Below are 20,809 nucleotides of genomic sequence, written 5' to 3' on the forward strand. Positions count from 1 at the left end.
ATCAGCTTAACTGACATAAGGCCAACAATGGGTATAACAAACCCCATCGAAAACGCTATCCTAAACTCCGCCTGTATCGGCTGATAAGCATTGAAGTTTAAAGACTTTTTGCCGATAGCAGGAAGCAGCAGGTTGCCCTTTAAGCCCCAGCAAGCAGATAAGGCATGGAAATGAACGATCAGTACTTTCTTCTCAAAGCGCTCAGTAACTGGCAGCCGCTGCACATTCATAGCCCTAGCCCCCAAGCTCCCACTGACAGCCTTTCCTGCTTATCCCAAGTACTGGCCTTAGCCCCCAGCGTAACCGTCATCAGCTTTGATGTGTTCGATACTCTGCTACGCCGCGACGTTGAACCACCGCAAGCGGTTACCCGCTTGCTGGCCGACGAATTGCATTACTTGCTGGCTCAGCAAGGTTACTCACTAAGCCAGCAAGAGCTACTCAAACTGCGCGAACAGGCTGAAAATCAGGCGCGCCAACAGGGCTTAGAGCAAGGGCTGGATGCGGAGTGTCGCCTTAGTCAGATCAGTGCAGGCTGGCTACAGCGGATTGCTGAGTGCGCCCCAGCAGCCACACTGCCAAGCAGCACAGACTGGAGCCAGCGTGAAGTCGAGCTGGAGTGCCAACGCCTAAGCCCCATGCCCGGAGCACTGGACACTCTGCAACAGCTCAAGGCCCAGGGTAAGACACTGCTGGCTATCTCCGATATGTATTTAGAGCAGGCACAGCTGGAATATCTGCTTGAACACCATGGTTTGCTTAGCCTGCTTGATCGGGTGATTGTTTCGTCTGCGCAAGGGCTCAGCAAAGGCTCGGGGCGCTTGTTCAGCCAACTGCAACAGGCTGGTGTGCTTCCCCCGAACAGCCTGCATATTGGCGATCATCCGATTGCCGATGTACAACGCCCTCAAGCCCTGGGTATCGCTGCCAAACTGTTATTCATCCCGGACGAGGTAAAGCGTCGTCGCCAGCTGGAATTGGCCCAGCGCGCGTGGCAACACTATGGCGATGCCAGCCACCTCTGGCCTAACCAACACCAGCCTGAGCAGGCTATTGCCCGCATTGGTTACCAACGCCTGGGCCCCATCTTTACCCTGTTTGCCGCCGAACTCGTGGATTACAGCCTGAAGCAGGGCATCAACAAGCTGCACTTCCTCGCTCGGGATGGTTACTTGCTCAAACAACTGTTTGGACGCCTGTTTCACGGCTTAGCGATCAGCCGTCACCTGCCGGCTCCGCAGTGTCGCTATCTCTACCTCAGTCGGGCCAGTTCCCGTTTCGCCGCCCTGACTAACTATCGTGAGGAGTTAGCCTCCCTGGCCCAACGGGTTAATCGCCAACAGGGAGTATGGGCCTTGCTAGCCACCCTGGGGCTGGATGCAGACAGCTACCGCCAGGAGATCGACACCCTTCTTGCCCAGCACAATCTAGCCAGTGACCCCACCTGCACTAGTCTGGAGAAAAGTAGTGAGCAGATGAAGTGCCTGCTCAATAGCTCAAGTTTGATGGCACGCATCAGCCAGGATTTACAGCACAAGCGCCAGTGCCTGGCTGACTACCTGCAACAGGAAGGTTTATTTAGCCACAGCCAAGACACCCAACTATTGGTCGATATTGGCTGGAATGGCTCGATTTTAAGTACCCTTGAGCAGGCTTTTGCCGAACGACCTGACTTCCCGCCGCTGCACGCCTATTACTTTGGGCGCCTCTATGGCAGCGAGGTCAAGCACATCAAGCTATTACCAGGATACGCCTTTGACGAACGCCGTCCCCAGCCCATTGAGCAACTGATTAATCAGTGTCGCGAACTGTTTGAAGTGGCCACCTCCTCCCTGGAAGGCAGCGTACTAGACTATCAGCGCCAAACTGATGGCCGGGTACAACCTATATTAGCCCCCTGCAGTTTGAGCGAGCATGAACAACAGGCCATTCTGGCCCTGCAACAGGGCATTTTGGCTTGGTGTGATGACTTTGTTCTATTCAGCAATCGTTTTGGCTTCCGTCCCCAGGCGTTACGCCCACAAGCCTTACTGGAGGCCACACGCTTACTGAGCGGGCAACAGCCACAAGAGCTCGAACAGCTCGCGGCCCTACAGTTTGACCTGAGTTGGGGCAGTGGCAGCCGAGTCAGCCTCAAGGAATACCTGGGAATAGGCAGCCAGCCCGCCAATCAACTGCCCGCCAGCCGACCACAACCACTGCAACTGGACAACAGCCAGGGGGCGCAACCTAGTCAGGCCAACCCACAAAAGTTGTTCGAGAAAATTCACCTTTTTGTCGAGGCTCTCAAACTGGAAGGCCCACTGGCCTTTTATGGCGTTGGCACCAGCGCCTCATTGCTGGCCCCCCTAGTGCACGAGCAAATCCGTTACTTTGTCGATGGCAACGCCAGCCTGCATGGCCAACAGTTTTTGGGCAAACCCATTCAGCCGCCAGAGGCTGCCATTGCAGATAATGACATCACCTTGGTGATTACCCCTATTGGTCGCAAAGAAGTACTGAGCAAGCGGATTGCCGGTCGTCAGGGCAAGACCCTGTATTTAGATGATTTTTTATAACCAACAGGCACAAAAACGCAGCCTGTCACATCAACCAGTGCTGCTGTGCAGGCTGCTGGATATCTAACTGCGCCTGGGCATAGCTGCTTGGGTTGCCGATATCACGCAGATAGCCTGGGTTTTCCCACACGGCTATTCGTCCCATTAATGCCGGAATCACCTGGGTGCTGATATCCAAGGCCTCAACCGTAGCAAAATGCTGCTGGAGCCAGTCGGCAAATTCGGGAGCCAGGCAATACACCGCAGCATTGGCCAGATTAGAGGGTGGGTTTGCCACCTTTTCATGGAAAGCAACCACACGCCCCTGTTCAACTTCAACAATGCCGCAGCTTTCAGGAGTCGGGGTGCGGAATAGCATCATCGTCATCAAACAGTCAGCCGGCCTCGCCTGATGCGCGGCAAAAAACGCCTGAAAATCGCACAAACAAAGATTATCCGCATGGGCCAGCAGAGTATCCTGACCACGCCAGAACCCCAAGTTGGCCTGCAGCGTTCCCCCTGTACCCAATAACTTTGGCTCCCAGGCCTGCTCGGGGCAAATACCATAGGGCTGGCTGGCCAAATAAGGACGCACCACCTCAGGCAAATAATGCAGGTTAACCAGGACATCCTTGACTCCAGCTTTACTGAGTAGGCGGAACCAGTAATCCAGCAACGGCTGTCCACCGATATCGACCATGCATTTGGGAACCTGGTCCGTCAGCGGACGCAGGCGGGTGCCCAGTCCTGCAGCCAACAATAACGCCTTCATATAGGTATCACTTCCTGACGGTTAATCGACACTTAGCCTTCCACAAAAGCAGCAGTAAGGCCCCGTTCGATTTCTTCCAGACTGAGGGGAATGTTGCCCACTCGCCCGACCTGACAAGCTGAAGCAAGGGAGCCAATCAATGCCGCCTGCCAAATGTCAGCACCCGCCACCAGCGCCATGGAAGCCGAGGTCAGCATCGCGTCTCCCGCGCCAGCAGGATCAACCGGGTTGGTATTCAGAGCCGGTAACTCATCGGTATCCCACTCGCCACTGCTCATTTTGGTACGAATCAACACCCCTTCCGCCCCTAAGGTGACAAATAGGTGTTTGGCCTCCAACTGATCCCCCAAGGCCGCGGATACCCGCACCAAGCCATCCTGAGCATTATGGGTGGTCAAGCGCGCTTCGTGTTCAGTGGGAGTCGCTAAAAGTACCTGACGGAATTTATCCAGATCCCCCACCTGAGAGGATGACTGGCTATCAGCCACATAGGGCACCCCCTGCTGACTGCAGAGCATGGAAATGTCCTGCACCACACTGGGAGACAGGAAGCCATAATTAAAGTCAGAAAAAATCACCAAATCATAATGCTTGGCTTGCTCTTGAAAACGCTCCAGCAGGGTTTGACTTAATTCTTTAGATAAATCCTGCTCAAGGAAGTCATTCACTCGCAGCAGGGTCTTACCTAATGCTCGATAGCGTTTTTTCACTGTGGTTGGACGAATAGGGTCGACCAATAGTGTGGGCTGTACGCCAAAAGCAGCCAGTTTCTCCCGTGCGAAAGCTGCAGCAGGGTCCTCCCCCACCACCGAATAAAAATCCACCTCAGCACCCAAGCCACGGGCATGGGCTGCAACAATCCCCGCCCCTCCCAGATAACGATTGAGTTGTTGCGGTGTTACTACGATGGTGGGATCTTCCCGCGACATCCCCACCGGCTGGCAGTCCTGGTACTCATCAACGATCAAATCGCCAAGCACCGCCACCTTTAGCCCCTGAAAACCTTGCAGTACCTCCATCAGGGAAGGCAAAGAGCACTGATGGCGACGCAAATAAGGCAAGGTTAACTCCGCCTCCAGCCACTCCAGTGGATCATAGGCGCGGCGCATATAAGGTAGGGAAGAGACAAAGCGCTCGCCGGAACTAAAGAGCAATTTCGTGCCGAGACGCTCAAGTAGCTCGGTCTCTGGGTTAGGCTGGTTTTGCCATTCTTTACCCTTGACCACCACCTGAGGACGAATACGCTCCAGCCACGCCTCTAAGTCGTCTTTAATCAGGACAATCTCCTGTACCAAGTCGAGGCAAGATAATGCCTGCCAGCGTTCCTCATTACTGAGGAAAGCGCCGGGGCTTGAGCTTTGGTCATTTAGACCTACCACCAGGTAATCCCCTTGCTCAGCGGCAAAGCGGATAAAACGGAAGTGACCTGGGTGCAGCACATTAAAGTCACCATAAATCATCACCACTCGTTTACCTTGCTGCTGCACCGCTCTTAGCTGAGCCAAATCCAGTAATTTAACCATGGTGTTTCACTCACTGTTGCCTTGCATCTGCGCTAATAACGGAGCCAAAACACACTCTGGCTCCACAGCAGCAGACCAGCCTTGCGGCCAATGATTAATCATCGAAGAAAAGGGTAATACCGAGACGCCAGCCGAGGCCGCAGCAATAGGCTCGATCCAGGCCGGGTCTAAGCCCAACTGTTGCAATAACCACTGCCCGGCCTCGGCATAGGACAGGTTACGACTACCGGAAAGCTGAAAGATGCCTCGCGCCTGCTGTGCCAAGAGTGCAGCGACACAGCTTTGCACACTAGCCAAAGAAACCGGCGCCATATACAGATCACTAAACAAGCGGCAAGACTCTTGCCGCCGTGCCGACTCTACACACTGTTGCAAAACGGGGAAACGCTCACCCAACACCTTGGTTAAGCGCAGGATAGCGGCCTGGGTGTGATGATTAAGCAAATGCTGCTCAACCTGATACTTGCACTCGCCATAGTAATTGGCCGGCTGGCAGGCATCGGTTACCCGGTAATCTGGCCGCTGACCTGCAAACACCATATTGCTGGAGAGATACACCACCTGCATCCCTAATTGCTCGGTGTAATCGAGCAGCTCACAGGTACGGCGTACATTTAACTGATAGGCGGCCTCAGGATTGGCCTGATAATCCGCCATTTTGGTGGTAGCAGCACAAAACACCAGCCGCGCACCGGCATAGGGTGATAATGCTTGCCAACTCGTCGGCTCAGCTAAATCCAGGTACACAGACGCCCGGGGGCGACGACTGGTTCCCAGCGCATTCACTAGGCTGTTAACCAGTGCCTGGCCGATATAACCATCACTGCCAAGCACTAGCGTTGGTATAGAGTCTTGTTGCACAGACGTTTCTTCTTCAAAAAGGAACCACCCCAATGGGGGACATTGCTCCTTTTATCGACTCAAGCACGCGCTTCTTTAAACTCAGGCACTGATACGGATCAAAGCCCGCACCAGTTGCCGTCGTTCCAAAGCATCCAGCGCCTCATTAATTTGCTCAAGTGAGAAGCTATGGGACAGTAATTTTTGATAAGGAAAGCCCTGGCGCACAAACAACTCAGCCAAACGCGGCACATCCTGATCCGGCTGGCTTGCGCCTCCCCAGCTGCCTTGAATGCGTTTACCGCAAATCAACTCAAAGGGGTCCAGGCTAATCCGCTGCTCTGCAGGCGGGTGAGAGGCAAATAAACAGAGTCCCCCACCCCGCTTCACCATGGCAAAACCCTGTTCAATCGTTTGGGCAGAGCCGGCTGCCTCCAGGCAGTAATCGACCCCTAAACCACCAGTTAAGCCACGCACTTGCTCAACTATTTCAGGCCCCGCGCTCAGGGTATCCGTCGCGCCGAGCTGCTTGGCCAACTCCAGTTTGGCGGGTTCGGCATCAATGGCGATCACCTGAGCAGGACTAAATAACTGCAGGGCAATCAAAGCGCTCAGCCCGATCCCACCCAGGCCCAGTACCGCTACCCGAGCACCCGGTTCAGGTTTAAGCTGATTCATCACCATCCCCGCTCCTGTCGGCAGAGCACAACCAAAGAGCACCGCTAAGTCCATCGGAATCCCAGCAGGCAGAGGCACACAACGATTCTCGGAAGCAACGGTCAGCTCACTGAAGGTCGTTACCCCACCGGCATTGATGGTACCAATCGGCGACTCATACTGGCTCCCGCCAGCTTCTTCACCTTGTCCCCGAATCCACCCCAATACCACCTGATCACCTGGCTTAACCTTGGTCACAGCCGAACCCACTGCCAGCACCTCACCACTGCCTTCATGGCCAAGCATATGGGGCAAATAAGGATCGGCACCACGATGGCCACGAGCCTCCATTACCTGACTATGACAAAGGCCAGCATAGTGCAGGCGTACCAGCACCTGTCCCGGCTTTAATGCCGGCACTTTAACCTGCTCAATAATCTGTAAAGGTTGACCCAGCTCAGTCAGCACGGCCGCACGGAAGGTCTCAGGAATCATTGGCATCCACCTAGCCCGTTTAAATGAAAATGTGAAAGTTGTACCAGGGTATTGGCATTGGTTTGACGCATGTGTTCGCGGAGAGCCAAGGCCCCTTGGCGGTGCACTTCTGGCTGCCAGCCCTGCAATACATGCTCAACTAACTGCTGTGGAGAGCAGGCATCCAAATCAATGACCATGCCAGCATTAAAGCGCTCAACCAGCTCAACCGCTGCACGCCAGGTACGATCGACAATGACCGGAATCCCAGCCGTGATATAACCAATTAAGCGGGCGGAGTGAACGAGATTAACGTCAGGACAGCGACGTAAATAATCCAGGGTATTTAGACACATCCAACCATAATCAAAGCTTGCCAGTTGTGGCAATAACTCGGCGAGTGGCTGGCAGCGGTGATAGCCTTGCGCAAAAATTCGCATTTCTTCACTAAACAACTCATCCTCACGCTCATTAGGGTGCAGCGAGTTATACACTTCAAAGTGCACGCGAGCATCTTCCGCCAGCATCGCCAGTAGGGGACCAAACTCGTAAATCGGCCACTCTTCTGGACGCTTCAGCGGCGCAACTGGTCCGGCGTAAACCAGACGTGGTTTACCCCCCTTGCGTACGGGCTGGCTGACAGGATGAAGAGTAAAGTTGTGAAAATAGACTTGGTAGGACGCTTGCGCCTGTCCCTCCTGCAAGATGGCACGCCATGCCTTGCCATCGCGCTTACTTAATAGCAATGGCAAATGGCGCAGGCTGTACAACTCCCCTATCCGTCCGGCATCAACCAATGCGCTGGTGGCAGAGTGCAAAGGCTCCACAAAGTGATTGCTATAAAACAGTGACCAGTCATAAATCTCATGGCTGATGGGTAGATGCGCAAACGCCTGCTTAACCAACATCGCCAGATAGTTATCCGCATGAACACTCGCCACATGGATCGACTCGGGCTGAAAAAATTCAATGCAGTAGCGCAGTGCATCCTGACTGCAAAATAGGTTCAGACAAGGATATGGGGTTTTCATCCCGGCGAAAAAGTTAGGGTTGCCCAGGTACAAGACCTGTGTTTCAGCGACGGGAAACAGCTGGGTAAGCTCGGCTTGTTGAATAATGCTAATCCCAGGATTAGTTGTAACGATTACATGCTTAACCTGAGCGGGAGGCAGTGCCCCTTGCTCCAAACACCCTAACCACTGGGGTTGCAGCCATTTTTCCTTATGGATTTGCCACCAGGCTAAAAACTCCGGCTCGGTAAACACGCCCCTTACCTGGGCATCGGCAATCCCTAAATCAGCCAAATTTTGTCGCAATAAGGGCTCACGACTAGGATGTAATACCAACACGCCCTCGACGCGCTGCAACCATTGCTCATCCAATAACTGCTCTGGCCGAATACTCGTCAGACCCTGCCATTGGCTATCGGCCTTGGCTGCTCGATCCAGCACACAGACCACCCTTTCCCTGACCCGACTGTCCGCTTGCTGCAAAAAAGCTTGAGCCAATGCACCACCGGGATAGATAGCAAAGCGCTGAAACGGTAGGTATTCAGCAAGATAAGCCAGTGCAATTTCAAGATGACGAGGCGCAGCCCAAAACTGACGCAGCTGCTCCCCTACGTAGTCAAAATAAGGGGCTGGTTCCGCCAGACAAGCCTCTGGTAGCGTGGCATAGGGGGCGGTCAGATGGCCCAACTCATCCACAAGGGGACGCACATCTCGATGGCCACTACATTCCCTCCCTCGCGTGGGAAGCAATCTAAAACGCGTGATGTCCTGTGCTTGCATTAGCCTGCTCCCGATATCGCGGGAGCCTGGAGCTGTGCTAAAAAATCCTGCAAACGCCCCACATGTTGGCGGATATCATAGCGATGGCGCTGTTGCCAAGCCTGATCACAAAGCTGCTGCCACTGGGGAGAAGACATGATTGCCGCCAGACGCCCCACCTCGGAAAATTCCATCTGATACAAGCTACCCTGATAAAGACGCTGATAGCCCCAGAAATCCCTTGAAGCCAAGACCGGCAACCCAGCCGCCGCATACACCAGTGAAGAGGTAGCGACCGAGGTGGTGGCAAACATCTTAAAAGCCTCCTGCATGAATAGATCAGTGCACTGGGTCGATATTTTGTAAAACATCTGGTGATAAGACAGAGCAAAGCCACCATGACAACGCCGAATACTCTCCACTAAGGCTGCAGGATCACGAATCGGCTCATGCACAATTAAAAAGGGCTTAATTGAGTCAGGCAGGGTGTCAATAAAAGCGCGAGTTGCTGGAGACATGCCGGCGTAATAGTGCAAATAAATCCCCTGCTCCAACACTTGTCTGGCCACTTGAGCCAAGGGAGCACGCGAAGGCTCATTAAACTCACTAAACAGCATCGACAGGGCAGCAAGATGAAAGCCATCTTCATATCGCTCCTGCTCCAGCGCAGGACTTGCATGACCAAAACGATAAAGATGCAACCTAGGCACCTCAGGGATCAGAGCATTCTCAACAAAAGCCCCCATTTCCTCCACCGAAGAGCTGTATATCACCCCCTGACAACGCTGCATCATCTGGCGATATGCCCGGGCCGTAACAGCATCCCACTCGACTTCATCCAACCCACCTTTAATCGGGTCATAGAGCATCTGTACTTGCACCGCTCTCGGTTGCCACTGGGCAATCACCGCTGACAAAGCCGCACCACTGAGATAGCAATAAGCTGCGCGGCGCATATTCCATTGAGGATGAATATAACTTTCGATGTTAATCAACAAACGTTGATCACTGAGCTTAACTTGCTGCAAAACCTGCAATAACTGCGGAAAAGTCAGCAGATGACTCACATCAGCAGGTACCTGATCCACACTGATAATGGAATAGCCCAAATTTTGTGACAACCCGCCTAGCCAAATCACTTTGCGGCCTTGTTCACGTAGGGCCCTAAAAGTTTCAATCCAGGTAGTAGTGAAATATTGACTGACAATAATGACCGCTTGTGGATGCTGCTCAATACTTTGACAAGCCTCCTCCACCTGTTGCTGGGATTGAGGTAAGGGGAGGTATCGATGGACCAAATCGGCAATCGTTATCGTGTGCTCAGCAGGAAAGCGCTGCTGAAATAGTTCGATCACTTTTTCTGTGATAGTCGGGATAAAGTACCCTGTTTTTTCCACTTCCAGCTCTGGCAACTCATCAGCAGGCAAAATACTGATACCCTGCCAAACCCGACCCTGTTTTAAATTATCCAGCAACACTATCCGGGGAAATGCCGCCTGCAGATAAGGCAATATTGACTCGACATAATCCGGGCAAGGGCCCAGTACCAACGTATCAGTTTGCCCATTGCCCAAAAGCTGCCGTAGCTCCTCGACACTAGCTGTAGCAATAATAGCTTGCACTCGATCGTAGTGAGAAAGCCGTAACAGGAAATCAATCTTATCTGTTAGCCAATATGCATCCTCTATATGGCAAGCCTCACAAGAAGCAACAAGGTTTTCTTTAAAAGAGTGCATCATCACTCACTACTCATAATTATGAAATTGGGCGTCTTGGTTATAAAGGTTTAAATCACTTTCTGTATCAACTTCACCCCACACCCCATTGTAAGGGACACCCTGTATCCACCCTGACCCTTTGGTAATCAACTGCTGCAACATACCTGTTATATGCATTTTAGCCACTTCTTCATCACTAAATGTTGTACATAACTTTTTAACCAATTGCCAACCTACTGGGGTCATTTTAATTAAACCCATATATTGGCCATCAACCTCTTCATGCGAAGCAATTTTATCGCCTATTTCAATCACTTTATTTTGATCATCAAGCTTAAAACTTTCTGCATCATCTAGAGGATTATCAAACCTTCTCTTCCATAGCTGCCACCAGTTCTCATCATACAGAACAGCAATATCCGCAGAGCTTTCGGCTAGACTTTTAACTGCAGCAGATGAGTAGAAAATATCAGCATAGCTAATAATACAGGGGTATTCAGAAAGGTATTCATCCGCACAAAAAAGAGAGCGCAGCATATTAGTGGAGCTCCACTTTGGGTTGTGAAACTGGCTACCAGAAAATCCCGAAAATCTATCTGCTAGATATCCCGTAACAACGGCAACATCTTCACACCCACCCAAACGTAAAGAAGTCAGCTGCCGCTCAAATAAACTCATGCCATTCACTTTCAGCATACATTTGGGGACATCATTAGTTATAGTCCCCATACGGCTGCCGCGCCCTGCTGCTAGAATAATCGCTTTCATAATAGCCTCCTAACCAAAAAGCTTTTGCAACCGTAAAACATCATCCTGCTGAAATGGATCTTCACGCTCTGGATGCCACATCCATCCTTGCCATGGCAGCTTATTCGACTCTATGGCTTCGATCACACCATCCTGACATGTAGCAAGAACTCTATAGTCTGCTGGACACTGGGTTAAAGCATATTGATGAAAACTATTCACCTCTTGTTCTATTTCACCGCATAGCCTATGCCGAAGCGCAACATGATTCGAAACCCTTTCAAGATTTGCCCCAGAAAAAACTGCCATAGTTTGCATTCCACGACATATTCCCAAAACAGGAATCTTATTACCCTCAGCCCAAACCAGTAGCTTTCTTTCTAGCAAAAAACGCAAATTCCGTTCCGAGGCATCTCCCCCTCCTGTTAACAAAAATGCCTCCGGCTTAATAGATAGCAACCAACTCTGAAGCTTTTCATTATCAATGCTAATAGCATTAGGAATAGGAAAAGGTAAGTAGCCTGCATACAACAGCCATTGCACCAATTTTTGGTCAGAAGCATCACGAACTTCATTTCGCTCTGAATAAATATCCATGCGCTGTGTGTATACCACTCGCTTCATACTAACGCTTCAACTCTTTTAGCCGCACAATCTATCGATATTACTTTTGCCTTACTCCAAGAAGAAAAAAGAGCCTCACCCACTCCAATAACAGCTGGAATATTTTGTTCATTGGCTCTAATTGCCATATGACTATTGACACCACCATATGCTGTTATCAAACCTGCAATACCATGCGAGAATACCCAGTCATATCCAGGATCAGCACTCTTTATCAAAACTATCTTACCATTAAGGCTTTTTCCCGGCTCTGCTTGCACAGCATCCCCCCTAGCTTGCCCTAAAGTAACATAGTTAGGCTCACACTCCGTCAGCTCAAAATTATAGACATCGTCTGGTTTAGTAATCAGAGAGGGTAGCCACAACTGGCAACTTTCACGATATCTCCTTTTTCCCTCAGATATAGAATCTTCTAGTAAAGAATAAGGATCGTCCCAACCAGAATACAATTTCTGCACACATTTAATATCAGAATATGATAAGTCTTCTACAGAAAAACCTAACCCTTGCCCCCAACGCTTATAAAGAGCAAGTGCATCTGACAAATTCTTAGTAAAAAGAAACTTAGAATACTCTCTAAGCTCTATCGCTGACTTAATAAAATATATCAACTCATCAACGCTCACATTCAATCCATGCTGAATCAAAAGACATCCAATTTTATTTCGATGAGCAGCAGTTAAACAAAATTCTGGTGACGAATCTGGTATATAAGCACAATCAACATGTGAAAAATAAAGAGCTGGAGACTCATCATACCGGGGAGAGCAGATATCATAGGTACCTGGTCTGAGATGACCGTATTCGGACAAAAAATCCTCTTTGCTTTTACAGTGAAAATCATGTGCCATACGCTTACTAACTGTATTAATACTTAGCATAAATGCATGAAAGTCATGCTCTGTAAAAGCCCCCACGTTTACTAGAGATCGCAAGAGTTGAACTGCGATAAACCCAGCTCTAGCCAAGCCTGCAAAGGGTAACGTACCGTAACGCTTACAATCCTCCAAAAGCCAATAAATTTTTGACAAAGGATCAAGCTCAGAGTCTAAAACCCGCTTTCTTCTTTCAACCAAGCTATTAAGTTTATTAGCATCACTCAACCACAGGGCATTTTCAGAACCAATAATTTTGTTTGTCAAAAACAACAGGCTTCTTTTTAGTTCAGCCAGCTCAAAATTTGAAAACCCATGATCAATCAGCTTAGCCAAGCGCATATCAAGATCAAATGAATAACAAGAGAAAACAATCTCAAACTCAACCTTGTCATGCAATGCAGGCATTTTTATTAATGAATCAATATAATAATCAACAAGACGTTCAGCTAACCTGCCCTCAATTTCCTTTGGCAAAAAAGAGTTAAAAGAAACACGCACATCCACAAAAGGCTGCCCACCAAGACTCACAACCAAAGGAAAGCTTCGTAAGTTTTTATATCCGTAATTATTTCTTTGATAGGCCCAAATAGAGTCTGTAATTAAGTCTTGATAAAGAGACAAAGATAATGGGCGCGGCCTAACCCCAATTATTTCAGCAGGATTCCAGTCCGGCATAACACCGAGCACAGTTCTGCTTCCATATAAAAATACATGGGGTTGCTGTACCTGAGTGACTCGTCTATGAATCCTAGACAATAATCTGCTATGAATAAAATCATTAACACAACCACTATTAACATTAAGTGGTCTCACTTGTAACAAGTACAACTCAAATGGGTCTGCACACCAAGCAAACTCAATATCCAATGAATCAAAATCGACAAGATCAGCAAGCTCCTCCAAGAGAGAGACAATATCATCAAACTCTTTAATGCCACAGGCTTTTCCAGCAGCAATAACTTTCGTTCTTGCCAACCCCATGCCTGATGTTACAAGATCAGTATCCCCCTTATCTGAATAATTAATTACTCTATATGGAGAGCCTGTTGATGGATCATGTGAAAAAGCCACTCCCGCTAGCTTGACATTTACTAGCTGTGGCTGCACAAAAACCTCATTATCACCACTATCAGTTTCGTATGAATCTATTACTTTCCCTACCGCGTCATGTATTTCCTTCGCGCCCTGAACATTTTTTAATGATAAGTATGCACCAGCATTCGATCCATAATATGTGTCTTCATCTAGCGCACTTGACCTAACGACTAGTGGGACTTCACCAAAACTCTCTAGAATTCTATTAACATAACAGTTAGGGTCGCACCTCCAAGCCTTGACAGAAAAGCGGACCATAGGTAGCACATTGGCCTTTTGTATAACTTTTCCAACACTCTCTAGCGTTGAAGCCTTGGTCTCAAATACAATCCGCTTTTCTACCATCATCACCACTCTTATCCCTTGCTTTGCGCAACCCACATTCTTGTCGTATAGGGAACTATAATTTCACTTTCTTCGAGAGAGTTTACATATTCTTCTATAAGTTTTATCACATCAATAAAATTATCTTTTGCCTGTCTCGCTAGAGTTGCATGAGAGCGCCACGCCTCAATTAAATCTTCCTTACTCAATCGATGAGTAACACTACCAGAGATAAAGTGTACACCTTCATATAAACCAGACTGCTCTATAATTTCAGTCTGATCCTCTCTACGCTTACCATAACTATAGTCAGACACATTCGATTTAATAATTTCTTCAATAGCATTCTGAACCGGATCATTTAAATCTCTATGATTCCAAAGCAATGCAATCCAGCCTTTTGGCTTCAATAAACGTTTTGCTTCTAACAGTGCCTTTTGTTGATCGCAAACATTAAAAGATGATCCAAAAGTAACTGCGTCATACACACCACTTTCACGCCCTGTCGCTTCTCCAACACCATCATACCAAGTGACATTCTCCCATGATTGAGTCCTGATCACGCCATAATGTCGCATGTCATCATTGGGCTCAACTGCATCAACAGTAAACCCTTCACTTAATAACTCCAATGTTAAATGGGCAACCCCAGCACCTACATCGCATATCCTACTACCTAAATGCAGAGACGATAATTGATAAAATTGCTGCAATGCCTCTTTAGAATATTCTGGTCGTTTAATATAGGCTTTTGCTAATCCAGTATAATCCCACTCAGTTTTCATTCCCCCCCCTCATGTATCCTATAATATCTTCTGCCAAACTAAATATATCAGGCTGGTTTTCCCCAGCCACAACAAAATCTGAACTCTTTGGAAACTCAATCTCTCCTTCCATACCAGGCACCCTACCACCCGAAAATTTCCCAGATAAAGAGTACAATCCTTTCTGATTTCTAATCTTTAATATCTCTAATGGAACATCAAGAAAAACCTCATAATAATCTTGAATATTTTCCCTATTCCAGTCACGAACCATATCAAACATTGATACAGTTGCGCATATTACAAAATGCCCTTGATCTGAAAGCATCTTACACAATTTTGCGTAGAAGAAGGCTAGCCTCTTTCTATCCTCCTTCTCGTATCCCAGCTGAAAATGCAATAAAGCTCCACGAAGGTCATCGCCATCAAGCACAATAGGATTAACCCCGTTGCTGCGAACTTTTTCGGCTATAGCCTTAGCTAGGGTTGACTTTCCCGCGCCCGGTAATCCAGTTATCCAAATGCAGCTCATTTTCCTTCCTAAAGAACAGCTGGAAAAATTCTTATGCTATCTCTCTCAAAGCCTTGCAATGTAAGATCTTTCACAATCTCCGAATAATAAGACGAGGCAACAATAATACTCACACCCTTTTTCGGGACATCATTAATAGAAAGTACAGGCTTACCCAAAAAAAAACTACCAACCTTTCCAATATCAGAATCAATAAAACCTAGAACTTCTTCAGAGAAGCGATAATACTTTAAGCACTTCTCACCTCCTTCACCAGCCCCATATATATAAATCATATCAACCTCACCGGCTTAGGAAGAATGTCAAAATTATCTTTAACAAAACCAATTAAGTTAGATATTCTTGCCGATCTATAACCAACAACAATCTTCTCAAAATCAAAGATATCAGGTAGCTCTACCTTTTTCTCAATATAAGGATAGCCCCAGGCTAACATTTTGTCTCGTGTCAAGTATGATAGCACCGCCTTATCATGATCAGAGAAAAAATCATTATGTGATCGATTCGCCGCCACATTTCCTAACCCTGATATTTTCTCACCATTGTTAATGTATACCCAAGGTTCGCCGCCAAAAGTGCTTTTCAATAAAATAGGATGCCAATCAATTTCTAACCACTCAGCCACTCTTCGCATTGTCAACTCTGGCTCAGCATGGAGCTGCTCAAATTTAAAGCCTTTTATACTGTCATAGTCACCATTAATCGGAGTACCAGAATACAGCATCTGTCGCAACATCCCATACAAATACTCCTCATTAAACCCATATTCATTTATATAATGTTTAATATGCGACCCAAGGGAAATAATAGGATTTCTTATAACATGCAAAATTTTTGCATTAGGAAAGTCTTCTAAAAAATCGAGCAAGTACACTTGATCTGGAGAATGCAACTGGCATGCACATAAACCATCATCTGCAGACTTCCATTCTCTCCCAAGATATAAATTTTCAAAAGAGACATGCAGGGAAAGAAGGAATGAGGCACGGTTAGAAAAACCCCTTTCCTTAAAATCTAAAAAAAATCCGCTTAAACTTTCTTTAAAATTTTTCTCAGAAACAGTCATCCCCTTTCCTGAATTGAATGAGCACAAATTCATAACCTGAGGTGCATCTATTCTTGAATACAAATCAGAATTCCCACCATATACATCAAAGAGAGTCGCAAAATAATAGCAAAATTTGTTCAAAACATTGGAAAAAGAGTCCTGATCTTCTACTTCATTTCGCCAAAAACTATAAAAACCATTCAGGATATAGGGAGGTAGAGTCAGAATGGAGGGATGGCTATCCAACATGCTAGACACTAACATAGACCCGCTACGATTATAAAAGACGATACCCAAAACTTTCATCATGTCCCCCTAATCCATCCATTTACAACCCACAAAAGTTAGCGCATCATCCTTACCCAAGTCCACTCATAGAAAAGGCTTTTTCTACATGCGCAATATTCAACTAGAAAAGTCGGCACAGCTACTTACCCTTCCCGATCTTCAGCTGAAGGACTATGACCATATATACATTTATGGTGCTGGGGAAATCGGCTCTTACATAAAACAACTCATCACAGCAGACGGTCAAGGTGATAAGTTTCGAGGTTTCATTGAAACATCGCCAAGCCCCAGATCAGAGAGCATATCTCTAGCCCATCTCCTGACAAAGATTCAGAGTAACACTGCCGTTATCATCGCCTCATCTTACCAGTCCGAAATTTTAGAGGAGATTTTTAAAACAAACGCCACTCCGAGCTTTGAAATATGGCTTGGAAACCACCTCTTTCAAGACGCGCATTATGTTGTCGACCAAGAGGTGAAAAACTTTATTTTAAATTTATGCCAAAAAAGCGGAAAAATAATTAATTGCGCAATTGACATTGGAGCCAATGTAGGAAAGTTTTCAACACTACTTGCATTGTTTAGCAAAGAAGTCCATTTGTTTGAGCCCGACCCTGACAACTTTGCCATTCTGAAAGCTAGGTTCTGTGAAAAAAGTAAAATTATATTAAATCAGGTTGGTATGTCTGATAAAGCTGGCGAGCTTACCCTTTATAAAGACCTATTTACCAAAGAGGCTACTTCTACAACCTTTGATGTAAGCGTTTCTGAAAGTTGGTCAACAGAAAGCTTTGTTACTCATACTATTCCTGTTACGTCCTTGGATGAATATTGCCAGCAACACAAAATTGAGCCTAACTTTATTAAGATTGATGCCGAGGGTTTTGATCTAAAAATTCTAAAGGGCGGCCTAAAAACCATAAAAAGACATCAACCCATAATCGTTTTTGAAAATACACCATGTCATATACATGAGTATATTCAAGTGCTAGACGAGCTACAGAGAATTTATACTCTTATAAAGCTCTCCACGCAAAGAGAAATAAAAGATTGGAGTTCTTTACAAGTCCATCCCGAACAGGAAAATAGCTCCTATAACTATGCTCTTGTTCCAAAACATTGATAAGGAGGGCCAGCGCCCTCTTTAAAGATTAAAGAAAATCCTCTGCATATACCACTTCTTGACAAATAACATTTTCCAACAATGCAGATATTTCCTTCTTCCTTCCTATTGGAGTAACAAAAATTACTCGATTTTTATCTGTTGACCGAAGCATGTCATCAGCAGGCAATACTGTTTTGCCAATCTCTTTACACATCTTAGTGGCCATCCCAACATCTACCACTTCTTCAACCTTTTCAACAATATGAGGTAAAAATATTTTAGCTACACTTCCCAATCCATAAACCCACACCTTGTCCTTACTATTTAAGTAAGAAATGAGCGCATGAATTTTATTGAAATATTCTTGCGGACCCCCCCCAAAAACCTCGACTCTCTTCATGTCATCACCTAAAAATCCTGAAACCGCACTTTCTTTCTCTAAACTATAAATACAATGCTTTCTTTTAGCGAGCACAGCACTACTTCTAGCAGACCATGGATATATAGGAATTTTTGAATTTACCCCGGAATCCAAAACTCTTAAATCATTAACAAAGGATGGTCTAATCGTAATTTCGATTGTTGCCCTGAGCTCACCTTTCGTTACCGGTGGTTCTCCTTTGTGCACTATGGCAGTCGGATCAAATAGAACCCACCTACCTGGCTGGACTCCCACAAGGGAAATCTCCTGCCCTTTAACTCTTAACTTTGTTGTCCCAGATAGTTCATTTAGCTCAGTGAGGTATATCAGAATCTTATAAAAATTTTCTGGAAAATCATCTGTATGCCAACCAAGAGAATAGGAATCCTGACTCCGCTGTGGTTGTGGGTACTGCTCCCAGACTCTTGTAGATACAATAGAAAAATTATGCCCTATTTGCTGAGACACAAGTGGCTGCATACTCTCGAGTACATCACTCAAATGCCAACAGAACTCTTCTGAAAGCAGCTTAAAGGAAAAATTTTTATTTACATAACCCCTTCCCATCCAGTCAAGATTATTAAAAGAGTAATTTTCTAAGTGGTCCCAGCTACAAAATTTTACTCCATTAAGTTTGTCCACCTGCTCCTTCAATAGCTCCACACTACTTCGGTCAAGGTAATCAGTATAAAAGCCTCGCTCTTTAAACTCTGACTTACTTGAGCAATCGGTCACACAGCGTCTTAAAAGACAAAAATACTCATTCCAGCTTTTAATGCACTCCATGACTACTCCTTAACAAATAAATAGTAAGCACTAATAGCGTACATTTCCTTAATACCGGGAACATAGCTATAGCGCTTTACAATCTTATCTCTGTCAACAGAAAGCAGGTTAAACCCATGACCTTTAGCCACTACTTCCAACTCTTCAACAGACCAAGCATTTTGATGATTAAATGTGATTCCCTTACGCTCTTTAACTAGCTTCCTTAACAAATCAACAAACTCTTTTGGCGAACTTGAGCAAATCCATTGCTTGAGCACATCTTCTTCAATTTTCGGTGGCCCATTATAAGCACCTTCAGCATTTACATCATACTTATCAAATAAATTACCAAAAGCAGCGTTCCAATACCCACAAAAAAGATATGCACATCTATTTTCTATAGTGTCCTCCACACCTGAATTTTTCCATGTCTGAGTAGCACAAGGAAAGTTCCATAACTCATCGGAAAATGCAGACTTATCATTAATTTTGCATTTTTCAAGCAACCAATCGAAATCTGGTATTTTGACTAAAAATGCTCCAGAGGAGTGGAGAATTCGATTAACTTCTCGAAAAACAAAATCAACCTGCGCATCATTAAGATGCTCTAAACAGTGGGATGTATATGCAAGCTCAATACTCGAATTTTCAATGGGAAGCTTTTCAACACCAGAAAAATCATTAAATATTGCGTAGTTTTCATCTGCATTAATGTCTACGTTATACCACTCAGGATAAACAAATCGCCCACCACCAACATTTAAAAAGCGCTTTACTGGAAAAGTTGATGCAAGATAATCATAAACATCTTTTTTCACTTCCCCCAACTCATTCCCATATAGCCTTTTAATTTCATGAGCATTATTTATATCAAGAAACCTTATCTGCTTTAGCACCAAATCCTGGCCACTCTCACCCATTTCATTAAATACACTTGAATATAGGAGAAAACTTTCTTTATCCTCTACAGCGTCATAGTAGGCCAAATTAGCCTGTATGTAGCCTTTCACATCTCTTTTAGGGTCGAGACGTTCAAGGATAAACTTTGCATCTTTGTAAAAACCTTTTTCAATAAGAGAAATAACCTCATCCACTGAACTCACATTACACCCCTCTTCGCACTCTCGTAGCAGGACTTTTCCACAAACAAGGTCCACTCCACACTCACCCGGGATTGCTGACCTCCCACCAATCCCCCATGCAACAAATCATCATTAAACAGAATGGCCTGCCCTGGTTGACCAGCGAAAGGGGTGATGTCCAACTCATCATCGCTCACCTGAATTTGTGGCTTAACCAACCCATCTCGCTCTATCCCGATATAAGGCCAGGTTTGACGATGGGACCCGGCCACAAAGCGCAACCCATTTAGTCCCGGATCAAGGTACAGAGGAATCCAAATTTTCACTCGCACATATCCAGGAGGAATGCGGCCGTGGCCAAGTGCCCAAAACCAGCTATCGGCATGCATAGGCCCGACATCTTCCGCTACCCCTGGGCGAGCTAAGCGCCAGTATATTTCTTCTGGGTAAAGGCGTTCTTCATCTGCAATTTTGACGGGCCCCAGTTCCGCTTCCAGCTTACGAAAGAACGGCATTTGGCGGATGTGCTCGACTACAGCAGGCGTAAAGATACGCGAATTTTTATTCCACAGTCTGCGGTGCTCTAACTGCGGGTAATCCATGAGCAATTGATGGTAACAAGGCAAATCATATTGAGAGAGCACAGTCACAAGTTGAGGATGGAGCTCAAGGATACGTGCCTGCCACTGCAGCCGTACTTGTTGGCGCATCCAGTCCAACTCTTCTTGACTTAAAAAAAGCTGATCAAAATAGCCCTGCGGTCCCTTAATTGCTTTTAGTATCTGCATGGATTGCATCTCATCAGCATGACTGTCTCGACATCCTGCCTGCTTTGTATCCATG

General features: G+C 46.5%; 18 protein-coding genes. 2 read left to right on the forward strand and 16 right to left on the reverse strand.

The features are described 5' to 3' along the window. Window positions 1-164 precede the first annotated feature (164 nt). Window positions 165-2,558, forward strand: coding sequence for an HAD family hydrolase (locus Q334_RS0108045; RefSeq protein WP_027312754.1), 2,394 nt, complete (start codon window positions 165-167; stop codon window positions 2,556-2,558). Between the two features lie 25 nt (window positions 2,559-2,583). Here the strand turns inward: Q334_RS0108045 and Q334_RS18485 are convergent, their stop codons facing one another. From Q334_RS18485 to Q334_RS0108110, 13 genes are all read right to left on the reverse strand, one after another. Next, window positions 2,584-3,309, reverse strand: a complete 726-nt coding sequence (locus Q334_RS18485; RefSeq protein WP_051527630.1) for a nucleotidyltransferase family protein — start codon at window positions 3,307-3,309, stop codon at window positions 2,584-2,586. Window positions 3,310-3,341: 32 nt separating this feature from the next. After that, window positions 3,342-4,832, reverse strand: coding sequence for a PfkB family carbohydrate kinase (locus tag Q334_RS0108055; RefSeq protein ID WP_027312755.1), 1,491 nt, complete (start codon window positions 4,830-4,832; stop codon window positions 3,342-3,344). A gap of 6 nt (window positions 4,833-4,838) precedes the next feature. Continuing rightward, window positions 4,839-5,693 (reverse strand): sugar nucleotide-binding protein, encoded by an 855-nt coding sequence (locus Q334_RS0108060; protein ID WP_162157427.1) that lies wholly within the window; start codon window positions 5,691-5,693, stop codon window positions 4,839-4,841. Window positions 5,694-5,774: 81 nt separating this feature from the next. Next, the gene (locus Q334_RS0108065) at window positions 5,775-6,824 is read right to left on the reverse strand and encodes a zinc-binding dehydrogenase (RefSeq protein ID WP_035461137.1); all 1,050 of its coding nucleotides are present in this window, start codon (window positions 6,822-6,824) and stop codon (window positions 5,775-5,777) included. After that, entirely contained in the window at window positions 6,821-8,521 is a 1,701-nt protein-coding gene (locus tag Q334_RS0108070; protein ID WP_155888975.1) for a hypothetical protein, read from the reverse strand. Before Q334_RS0108070 ends, Q334_RS0108065 begins: the two co-directional genes overlap by 4 nt. 71 nt (window positions 8,522-8,592) lie before the next feature. Next, complete coding sequence (locus tag Q334_RS0108075; RefSeq protein WP_027312759.1) at window positions 8,593-10,311, reverse strand: hypothetical protein; 1,719 nt, start codon at window positions 10,309-10,311, stop codon at window positions 8,593-8,595. A gap of 6 nt (window positions 10,312-10,317) precedes the next feature. Then, complete coding sequence (locus Q334_RS0108080; protein ID WP_027312760.1) at window positions 10,318-11,058, reverse strand: phosphocholine cytidylyltransferase family protein; 741 nt, start codon at window positions 11,056-11,058, stop codon at window positions 10,318-10,320. Between the two features lie 9 nt (window positions 11,059-11,067). After that, window positions 11,068-11,661: a gamma-glutamyl-gamma-aminobutyrate hydrolase family protein gene (locus Q334_RS0108085; protein ID WP_027312761.1), complete on the reverse strand. Its 594-nt coding sequence runs from the start codon at window positions 11,659-11,661 to the stop codon at window positions 11,068-11,070. After that, a complete protein-coding gene (locus Q334_RS0108090) occupies window positions 11,658-13,982 on the reverse strand; it encodes a PEP-utilizing enzyme (RefSeq protein WP_211249518.1) in 2,325 nt (774 codons plus the stop codon). The genes Q334_RS0108085 and Q334_RS0108090 overlap by 4 nt, the downstream gene beginning before the upstream one ends. 8 nt (window positions 13,983-13,990) lie before the next feature. Continuing rightward, window positions 13,991-14,743 carry a class I SAM-dependent methyltransferase gene (locus tag Q334_RS0108095; protein ID WP_027312763.1) on the reverse strand — a complete coding sequence of 251 codons (753 nt, stop codon included), beginning with the start codon at window positions 14,741-14,743 and terminating at the stop codon, window positions 13,991-13,993. Next, entirely contained in the window at window positions 14,733-15,254 is a 522-nt protein-coding gene (locus Q334_RS0108100) for an adenylyl-sulfate kinase (RefSeq protein WP_027312764.1), read from the reverse strand. The genes Q334_RS0108095 and Q334_RS0108100 overlap by 11 nt, the downstream gene beginning before the upstream one ends. A gap of 8 nt (window positions 15,255-15,262) precedes the next feature. Beyond that, window positions 15,263-15,529, reverse strand: coding sequence for a nucleoside-diphosphate sugar epimerase/dehydratase (locus Q334_RS0108105; RefSeq protein ID WP_027312765.1), 267 nt, complete (start codon window positions 15,527-15,529; stop codon window positions 15,263-15,265). After that, on the reverse strand, window positions 15,526-16,611 hold the full coding sequence (locus tag Q334_RS0108110; RefSeq protein WP_027312766.1) for a sulfotransferase: 1,086 nt from the start codon (window positions 16,609-16,611) through the stop codon (window positions 15,526-15,528). The genes Q334_RS0108105 and Q334_RS0108110 overlap by 4 nt, the downstream gene beginning before the upstream one ends. A gap of 85 nt (window positions 16,612-16,696) precedes the next feature. On the opposite strand from Q334_RS0108110, the gene Q334_RS0108115 reads away from it, so the two are divergent. Then, on the forward strand, window positions 16,697-17,713 hold the full coding sequence (locus Q334_RS0108115) for an FkbM family methyltransferase (protein WP_027312767.1): 1,017 nt from the start codon (window positions 16,697-16,699) through the stop codon (window positions 17,711-17,713). A gap of 28 nt (window positions 17,714-17,741) precedes the next feature. Here Q334_RS0108115 and Q334_RS0108120 read toward each other — a convergent pair whose 3' ends face one another. The 3 genes from Q334_RS0108120 to Q334_RS0108130 are packed head-to-tail and all read right to left on the reverse strand — an operon-like array spanning window position 17,742 to window position 20,808. Then, on the reverse strand, window positions 17,742-18,902 hold the full coding sequence (locus Q334_RS0108120) for a 2OG-Fe(II) oxygenase (protein WP_027312768.1): 1,161 nt from the start codon (window positions 18,900-18,902) through the stop codon (window positions 17,742-17,744). A 2-nt stretch (window positions 18,903-18,904) separates the two neighbouring features. Continuing rightward, window positions 18,905-19,987, reverse strand: a complete 1,083-nt coding sequence (locus tag Q334_RS0108125; protein WP_027312769.1) for a methyltransferase domain-containing protein — start codon at window positions 19,985-19,987, stop codon at window positions 18,905-18,907. Further along, a complete protein-coding gene (locus tag Q334_RS0108130) occupies window positions 19,984-20,808 on the reverse strand; it encodes a phytanoyl-CoA dioxygenase family protein (RefSeq protein ID WP_155888976.1) in 825 nt (274 codons plus the stop codon). The genes Q334_RS0108125 and Q334_RS0108130 overlap by 4 nt, the downstream gene beginning before the upstream one ends. Window position 20,809 lies beyond the last annotated feature (1 nt).

The sequence above is a fragment of the Balneatrix alpica DSM 16621 genome, from assembly GCF_000619885.1.
Taxonomy (GTDB): domain Bacteria; phylum Pseudomonadota; class Gammaproteobacteria; order Pseudomonadales; family Balneatricaceae; genus Balneatrix; species Balneatrix alpica.